The organism is Sphingopyxis sp., assembly GCF_035250425.1.
In the GTDB taxonomy this organism is placed as follows: Bacteria; Pseudomonadota; Alphaproteobacteria; order Sphingomonadales; family Sphingomonadaceae; genus Sphingopyxis.
Genome location: NZ_DATFFD010000239.1, coordinates 1 through 7,245, shown reverse-complemented (window position 1 = coordinate 7,245; position 7,245 = coordinate 1). Strand labels below are relative to the sequence as shown.

Genomic DNA, 7,245 nt, shown 5'->3' with positions numbered 1-7,245 from the left:
GTCATAACCGGCTTCGCCGAAAATCTGCAGCGTGCCGGCATCGCGGTTCGACGTCAGCGTCTGTGCGAGCGGTGCGAAAGTCACCGCGCGCGTCGTGTCGACGTCGTGCCAGGCATAGGCGAGGCCAAGGCTGCCGCGCAGGCCGTTCCCGGCGCCATAGGTGGCGTGCGCGGCCAGATATTTGCTGTCGGCCTTCGCATGGTCGTCGCGGCCATCGAGGCGGAGGTCGTAATTGCCGATCCCCGCCGACAGCGCCGCCGCGAAGCCGTTGCCGCCATAGCCGATTCCGGCGACCAAGAGGTCGGCGGTATCCGATGTCCGCTTCCCACCGGAAAGCCGACATCCGCAGATTCGGTCAGGTCAGCCCCGCCGCCGCTATCGCCGCCAGCGCACTCGCCAACCGCGCATCCCCCTCTCCCTCGACCCACGCCCATTTGAGCCGCCGCCGCTCAAGCTCACCGATCGCGACTTCCATGAATTGCGCCCGTGCGAGTTCGCTGCCGAACAGGCGTGTGCCGTCCTCCTCCCACGAAAGGTCCATCGCGGGGACGAGATAGAGGTCGGCTACACCGTCCCACAGGTCGATTTCGGGCAGACGGCGGCCGAGCAGCATGATCGCCCACGCCTGCGTCATCAGCGGGTCGGTGTCGGAAATCAGCCATATGGGCCGCTGCGCGAGCGCTTCGCGGGTCGCCGCCAGATGGCCGTCGAAGATCGCGAGCAGGTCGACCTCGTCGAGATCGGTGCCGTTCGCCTCGGCATAGGTGCGGCCATATTCGGGGACGACGAGCCCGCCGAGCTGGAGCGCGAGGCGCGGCGCGAGGGTCGACTTGCCGGTGCTTTCGGCGCCGTGGAGGCAGATATGGTGCGTCATGCCGGAACCTCGCCCGCCGCCGCCGCGCGCCGCCACTGGAGCAGGCCGTCGATCGACAGGCCGAGCAGCACGACATAGACCGCGCTGGTCGCATAGAGGCCGCGCCATGCGAACAGCGGCACCGCGATCAGATCGACCGCGATCCAGAGGAACCAGCTTTCGACCCGGCGCCGCGCGAGCAGCCATTGCGCGGTGATGCTGAGCATCGCGATCGCGCCGTCGATCCACGGCGCGGCCGCATCGGTGTAGCGGTCCATCGCAAAGCTCCACCCGGCCCAGGCGGCGATCGTCGCAAGCGCCCAACCACGTCGCGCACGCTCGGTCATCCAGCGCACCGGCACGCCGCTATCGTCGCGCGCGCGCATCCAGGCGGCCCAGCCATAGAGGTTGAGCGCGAAGAAAAAGCCCTGCAGCAGCATGTCGCTGTAAAGTTTCGCCTCGAAAAAGACGAAGGCGTAGAGCGTCACCGCGACGAGCGCGAAGGGGTAGTTCCACACGCTGCGCAGCGCGAGGAGCGCGACATTGGTGAGCACGAACGCCGCCGCGACCCATTCTAGGTAGCTCATTCGCCCGCCTCATGCCGCGGACGCGTCCAGAGCCCGTCACGGCTGATCCGCCGCTGCGGCGGACGCCGCAATACCGACCAGCCCGCGCGCGCGACCCAGCCGAGCTTTGCGAAAAAACTCGATGCGGCGCGGTGATCCCACGCATGGTCGCCGCGCGCCCGCACCTCGCGCGCGATGTCGCCGTAAATGCCCGCCGCGGCGAGCACCGCCCAGCGGCTGCGCGGGCCGAGCTTGCGCGCGCCCCAGCGCGCCGACGCCTCATATTCCTCGGCCATTTCGGACAGCCATTTCGCCATCACCGACAGCCGCCCGCGAAAGGCGGGGTGCATATGCTGGCCGGGCGGAATGTCGAGTTCGACCATCCATTCGACGGGCAGGTAACAGCGGTCGGCGGCGGCATCCTCGGCGACGTCGCGCGCGATATTGGCGAGCTGGAAGGCGATGCCGAGGTCCGAGGCGCGGTCGAGCGTCGTCTCGTCGGCGGGGTCGATACCCATCACCAGCGCCATCGCGACCCCGACCGCGCCCGCGACATGATAGGCATAGCGCAGCAGGTCGGCCTCGCTGCGCGGGCGCCAGTCCTTCGCGTCGAGTTCGAACCCCGCGATGATATCGTCGACAATCGCGCGCGGGATCGCGACTTCGGTCAGCAGGAAGCCGAGCGCGTCGAAGGCGAGCTCGCCCGTCGGCTGCCCGGCAAAAGCCTTGTCGGTCTGCGCCCGGATATGCGCGACCGCGGCGACCGGATCATGGTCCGGCTTCATCGCGCCGCCATGATCCTGCCCGTCGGTCAGATCGTCGGCGGCGCGGCACCATGCATAGAGCAGCCACACCCGCTCGCGCGTTTCGCGGTCGAAGAGCTGGCTGGCCAATGCAAAGCTTTTCGATCCGCGCGCGATGCTGTCGTGCGCGAAACCGTGGAGGGCGTGGGCATCATAGGGGTCTGGGTTCATAAATAGGGACAGTCCCTATTTATTCGGTCACCGTGCGTTCGCCCCATCCTGACGCCACGGAATAAATAGGGACTGTCCCTATTTATGGGCGCCGCCGTCAAAGATTTTCGGCCTTCATCGCGAAGATCGTCTTGTGCGGCACATAGGCCGCCATCTTGTCGAGCAGTTCATCGAGCCCGGCGTCGACGATCATGATCCCGGCGTGCGCGGGGCGGATGAAACCGACCTCGACCATGTTGCGGTTGAACGCGATGAGGTCGTTGTAGAAGCCCGCGGCGTTGAGCAGCCCGACGGGCTTGCTGTGATAGCCAAGCTGCGCCCAGCTGATCGCTTCCCACAGTTCGTCCATCGTGCCGACCCCGCCGGGGATGGTGAGGAAGCCGTCGGAGAGGTCGGTGAACATCTTCTTGCGTTCGTGCATCCCCGAAACGACGTGCAGTTCGGTGCAGCCGCGGTGCGCGACCTCGGCGTCCACGAGCGCCTCGGGGATGATGCCGATCACCTCGCCGCCCGCCTCCAAGGCGCTATCGGCGACCGCGCCCATCAGCCCCAACCGGCCGCCGCCATAGACGACGCCGATGCCGCGCTCGGCCAAGGTGCGCCCGACGTGGCGCGCGGTTTCGATATAGATCGGATCTTCGGGGGTCGCGGACCCGCAATAGACGGCAAGGCGTTTCATTGTCTGAATCATTCTTAACTTCCGTTCGACCTGAGCTTGTCGAAGACCTGTTCTTTTCTTCTATCGTGCTTTGAAGGAAGAACGGCCCTTCGACAAGCTCAGGGCGAGCGGAGTTTATGGATCAAGCATCAGCGCAGCCGTCGCCTTGGCGCTGCCGACGACCCCCGGGATACCCGCGCCCGGATGCGTCCCCGCGCCGACGAAGTAAAGGTTCGAAATCGCGTCGTCGCGGTTGTGCGCGCGGAACCAGGCGCTTTGCCACAGCACCGGCTCGAGGCTGAACGCGCTGCCGACGTGCGCCGACAGGTCGCGGCCGAAATCGGCGGGGGTATAGTGGAAGCGGGTGACGAGATTGGCGCGGAGGCCGGGGGCGACGCGGCGTTCGACCTCTTCGAGGATCGCGTCGGCGAAACGCTCGCCGAATGCGCCGTCCCAGTCGGCCTTCGCCTTCCCCAGATGCGCGACGGGGGCGAGCGCGTAGAAGGTCGAGTGACCCGGCGGCGCCATGCCGGGGTCGGTGACGCTGGGGTGGTGGAGGTAGAGCGAGAAGTCGTCGGGGATCACGCCGCCGTAAATATCGCCCAGCAACCCCTTGTAGCGCGGGCCGAAGAGGATGCTGTGATGCGCGACGCCCGGATAATCGCCCTTCACCCCGAAATGGACAACGAACAGCGACGGCGACCAGCGTTTGCGCGCGAGGCTTTTGGCGACCTTTTGCCCGCGTGGATGCCCGGCGAGCAGCGCCTTGTAGCTGTGCATCAGGTCGCCGTTACACGCGACCATATCGGCGTCTCCGTTCCAGCCGCTTTGCGTCCTCACACCGGTCACCCGGTCACCTGTGGTTTCTATCTTCGTTACCGGATCATCAAGCCGCAGTGTGCCGCCCAGTCGCTCGAACAATCGCACCATGCCCCGCGCCAGCGCATTGGTGCCGCCGCGCGCGAACCAGACGCCGCCCTCTTTCTCGATCGTGTGGATCAGCGCATAGATCGCACTCGTCGTCATCGGGTTGCCGCCGACGAGCAGGGTGTGGAACGACAGTGCCTGTCGCAGCCTTTCGTCCTGCACATAGGAGGCGACGACCCCATAGACGCTGCGCCATGCCTGATATTTCATCAGCGCCGGCGCGGCGCGGACCATCGAGGCGAAGTCGAGGAAGGCAACCGCGCCGAGCTTTACATAGCCCTGCTCATAAACGCCGCGCGAATATTCGAGGAAGCCGTCGTATCCCTCGACGTCTGCGGGATGGAGCTTGGCGATTTCGGCGCGGAGCGCGACCTCGTCGTTCGAATAGTCGAAATTCGTGCCGTCGGGCCAGTTGAGACGGTAAAAGGGCATCACCGGGACGAGGTCGACGTCCTGCGCCATATCCTGTCCGCTCAGCGCCCATAGTTCCTGCAAACAGGGCGGATCGGTGATCACGGTCGGCCCCGCGTCAAAGGTAAAGCCGTCCTTCATCCAGTGGTATGCACGCCCGCCGGGCTTGTCGCGCGCTTCGATGACCGTCGTTTCGACGCCCGCCGACTGGAGCCGGATCGCCAGCGCGAGCCCGCCGAAACCCGCGCCGACGACGATCGCGCGGCGCGTCATCGCCAGTCGCGTTTCCACAACGCCGCAATCGCGCGGCCGATCGGCACCGGCGGTTTGCCCGACAGGATGCGCAGCTTGTCGCTTCGCGTCGACCGCCCGGCGTAAAAGCGCGCGACGAGCCCCGGCGACAGGCGATAGAAGCGCTCGAAGATCCGGTAACGCGCGTCGGGTTCGGCGGCGCGAAAGAGCATCGCACCGAGCATGCGGTAGAAGCGCTGGCGCCGCCACGACGCCGCGGCGCGGTCGCGGAGGATGGCGGGAAGGTCGGCGCGATCGGCGATTCCGGGCAGCGCCGATGCGGTGCGAACGGCATCGGGCAAGGAATAGCCGGTGGTCGCATGGAAAGTGCCGGCGCGCACCCCGATCCGCGCGGTGCGGTCGGATTCGGGCCACAGCCGGTCGAAATCGCCCGCGATCACCACGGGCAGCACGCCGCTTTCCTCGCGCGTCGTTGCGGCGACGTCCCAGCCCTGCGCCGCCGCATAAGCCGTGATCCGTTCGCGCACGACGGACGTGTCGAGATCGGCGTCATCGCAATAATAAGTGTCCTCGACGAACATGGTCTCGGCATCGAAGGGCAGCAGATAGACGAAGCGATACCCGTCCAGTTGCTGGGCGGTGGCGTCCATCACGACAGGGAACTCGACGCCGTGCCCGCCCTTCACCGTCAACGCCTGCCCGACGAACTTCTGCCAGCCGCAGTCGAGGCCCGCGAATTTGGTAGCGCCGCGCGCGTCGATCACATGCTTCGCCGACAGCCGCCCGCCGCGCGCCAGCAGCACATGGTCGGGCGCGACATGCTTGGCCTTGTCGGCGATAACATGCCCCGCCGGCAGCGCCGCCATGACGGCATCGGCGAGCGCTTCGCCGGTGATGCTCTTGTACCCCATGCGCAGCCGGCGCTCATGCGACGGAAAGCGCACGTCGTAGCGCGGCCAGTGATGGCGGACGAGCGGCGCGACGAGCCAGCGGTCGCGCTTGGCGATATCGCTGTCGAAAAAGGACCAGATATGATTGCCGCCGATCGGCCCCGGCTCGACCAGCCGTATGTCGAGGTCGGGGCGCTTCGCCGCGAGGGCAAGCGCCGCCAGCCCGCCGGCGAGCCCGCCGCCGACGATCGCGATATCGCATTTGTCGTTGCTCTGCCCCACCATAGCTCCGCCTTAGCCACGCAAGCGCGCGGGCGCAAAGCCATTGCAACGCGGCGATGAGCGGCTAGCCTTGCGCGATGACCGGCTGGCCGATCCTTTTCTCCGCGCTCGCGATGACGCTGATCGTCGGTGTGCGCTATCTGATCACCAGCGGCGGCTTCGCGCTCGCGACGCGGTGGAAGCACCCCGGCCTCTATCGCGGGCTCGAACCGCAGATGCGGCGCGAGGTCGGGTGGAGCCTTGCGAGCGCCGCGATTTATGGGGTTCCGGCGGGCGTCGTCGCATGGGGGTGGCAGGCGCATGGCTGGACGCGCATCTACAGTGATTGGAGCGCCTTTCCGCTGTGGTATCTGCCCGTCAGCCTCTTCGCTTACCTGTTGATCCACGACACATGGTTTTACTGGACGCACCGCTGGATGCACCGCCCCGCCCTGTTCCGCATCGCGCATAGCGTCCATCACGACAGCCGGCCGCCGACGGCGTGGGCGGCGATGAGCTTTCACCCGCTCGAGGCAATCACCGGCGCGGTCGTCATCCCCGCGCTGGTGTTCCTTATCCCGATCCATGTCGCGGTGCTGGGACTGGTTCTGGCGATGATGACGATCATGGGCGTCGGCAATCATATGGGGTGGGAGATGTTCCCGCGCGCGCTGGTTCATGGACCCGCGGGGCGCTGGCTGATAACCGCGACGCATCACCAGCAGCACCACGCCGCTTACCGGGGGAATTATGGGCTTTATTTCCGCTTCTGGGACAAGGCGTGCGGCACCGATCTTGGCCTTGGCAGCTTTGCCGCTGCTCGGCGGCGCTGCGAGCGCGCCGCCGCCGACGGTTGAGGTCAGCGTCACCGGACTGCGCAGCGCAAAGGGGCAAATCCTCGTCTGCCTGACCACCAATCCCAAGGCGTTTCCCGACTGCAGCAAGGACAAGGCGTCGGTGCGGATGGCAGTCAAAGCCGCCGATGCCGGCGATTTCGCGGTCCATGCGCCCGCGGCCGGCACCTATGCGATCGCGGTCGTCCATGACGAGAACAGCAACAACAAGATGGATGTCGCGATCTTCGTGCCGAAAGAGGGCTTCGGCTTTTCACGCAATCCGGCGATCACCGTCGGGCCGCCGAGCTTCAAATCGGCGAGTTTCGCGGTCGCGGGCGACATGCGCCAGTCGATCAAGATGAAATATATGCTGTAGGGGGCTCCGCGCCTTTCGAGGCGGCTTTGGGGTGGGGAAGCGGACGGTCTTGATCCTCCCCATCGACTTGCGATGGGGAGGATCCTACGTCCGCAATTGGTGGTGGGTTCAACGGGTCGCCGCAACACGCTGAGCGAACATTTCAGCGGGTGTCTGATACATCAAGGTTTTTCTGGGGCGCTCGTTGAGCTGGCGAGCGATGGCGCTGAGTTTGGCCTGGCTGTGCAGGGAGAGATCGGTT

9 protein-coding genes and 1 pseudogene are annotated in these 7,245 nt (G+C 66.3%); 2 read left to right on the top strand and 8 right to left on the bottom strand.

Going from position 1 to position 7,245, the window contains the following annotated elements; translation table 11 throughout:
- The 7 genes from VJ811_RS14455 to crtY form a co-directional block, all read right to left on the bottom strand.
- The coding region (locus VJ811_RS14455) for an autotransporter outer membrane beta-barrel domain-containing protein (RefSeq protein ID WP_324073545.1) at nt 1–297 on the bottom strand (297 nt) is incomplete at its 3' end.
- Nucleotides 298–355: 58 nt separating this feature from the next.
- Nucleotides 356–874, bottom strand: a complete 519-nt coding sequence (locus VJ811_RS14450; protein WP_324073543.1) for an AAA family ATPase — start codon at nt 872–874, stop codon at nt 356–358.
- A complete protein-coding gene (gene pnuC / locus VJ811_RS14445) occupies nt 871–1,440 on the bottom strand; it encodes a nicotinamide riboside transporter PnuC (RefSeq protein WP_324073541.1) in 570 nt (189 codons plus the stop codon). The genes VJ811_RS14450 and pnuC overlap by 4 nt, the downstream gene beginning before the upstream one ends.
- Nucleotides 1,437–2,393: a phytoene/squalene synthase family protein gene (locus tag VJ811_RS14440; protein ID WP_324073538.1), complete on the bottom strand. Its 957-nt coding sequence runs from the start codon at nt 2,391–2,393 to the stop codon at nt 1,437–1,439. The genes pnuC and VJ811_RS14440 overlap by 4 nt, the downstream gene beginning before the upstream one ends.
- Before the next feature lie 97 nt (nt 2,394–2,490).
- Complete coding sequence (locus VJ811_RS14435; RefSeq protein WP_324073536.1) at nt 2,491–3,072, bottom strand: TIGR00730 family Rossman fold protein; 582 nt, start codon at nt 3,070–3,072, stop codon at nt 2,491–2,493.
- Nucleotides 3,073–3,186: 114 nt separating this feature from the next.
- A complete protein-coding gene (locus VJ811_RS14430; RefSeq protein ID WP_324073534.1) occupies nt 3,187–4,662 on the bottom strand; it encodes a phytoene desaturase in 1,476 nt (491 codons plus the stop codon).
- Nucleotides 4,659–5,816 carry a lycopene beta-cyclase CrtY gene (gene crtY, locus VJ811_RS14425; RefSeq protein ID WP_324073531.1) on the bottom strand — a complete coding sequence of 386 codons (1,158 nt, stop codon included), beginning with the start codon at nt 5,814–5,816 and terminating at the stop codon, nt 4,659–4,661. The genes VJ811_RS14430 and crtY overlap by 4 nt, the downstream gene beginning before the upstream one ends.
- A 74-nt stretch (nt 5,817–5,890) precedes the next feature.
- On the opposite strand from crtY, the gene VJ811_RS14420 reads away from it, so the two are divergent.
- Both VJ811_RS14420 and VJ811_RS14415 read left to right on the top strand, forming a co-directional pair.
- Entirely contained in the window at nt 5,891–6,649 is a 759-nt protein-coding gene (locus tag VJ811_RS14420; protein WP_324073530.1) for a sterol desaturase family protein, read from the top strand.
- Nucleotides 6,594–7,004 carry a DUF2141 domain-containing protein gene (locus VJ811_RS14415; RefSeq protein ID WP_324073528.1) on the top strand — a complete coding sequence of 137 codons (411 nt, stop codon included), beginning with the start codon at nt 6,594–6,596 and terminating at the stop codon, nt 7,002–7,004. The genes VJ811_RS14420 and VJ811_RS14415 overlap by 56 nt, the downstream gene beginning before the upstream one ends.
- Nucleotides 7,005–7,112: 108 nt before the next feature.
- Here the strand turns inward: VJ811_RS14415 and VJ811_RS14410 are convergent.
- Nucleotides 7,113–7,245: pseudogene (locus tag VJ811_RS14410) on the bottom strand (IS30 family transposase); the annotation flags it as partial.

What these genes read in the sequence shown, in the direction of transcription:
- VJ811_RS14435 (WP_324073536.1), bottom strand. Translation starts at nt 3,072, where the DNA reads ATGAAACGCCTTGCCGTCTATTGCGGGTCCGCGACCCCCGAAGATCCG.
- VJ811_RS14430 (WP_324073534.1), bottom strand. Translation starts at nt 4,662, where the DNA reads ATGACGCGCCGCGCGATCGTCGTCGGCGCGGGTTTCGGCGGGCTCGCG.
- VJ811_RS14450 (WP_324073543.1), bottom strand. Translation starts at nt 874, where the DNA reads ATGACGCACCATATCTGCCTCCACGGCGCCGAAAGCACCGGCAAGTCG.
- VJ811_RS14440 (WP_324073538.1), bottom strand. Translation starts at nt 2,393, where the DNA reads ATGAACCCAGACCCCTATGATGCCCACGCCCTCCACGGTTTCGCGCAC.
- pnuC (WP_324073541.1), bottom strand. Translation starts at nt 1,440, where the DNA reads ATGAGCTACCTAGAATGGGTCGCGGCGGCGTTCGTGCTCACCAATGTC.
- crtY (WP_324073531.1), bottom strand. Translation starts at nt 5,816, where the DNA reads ATGGTGGGGCAGAGCAACGACAAATGCGATATCGCGATCGTCGGCGGC.
- VJ811_RS14420 (WP_324073530.1), top strand. Translation starts at nt 5,891, where the DNA reads ATGACCGGCTGGCCGATCCTTTTCTCCGCGCTCGCGATGACGCTGATC.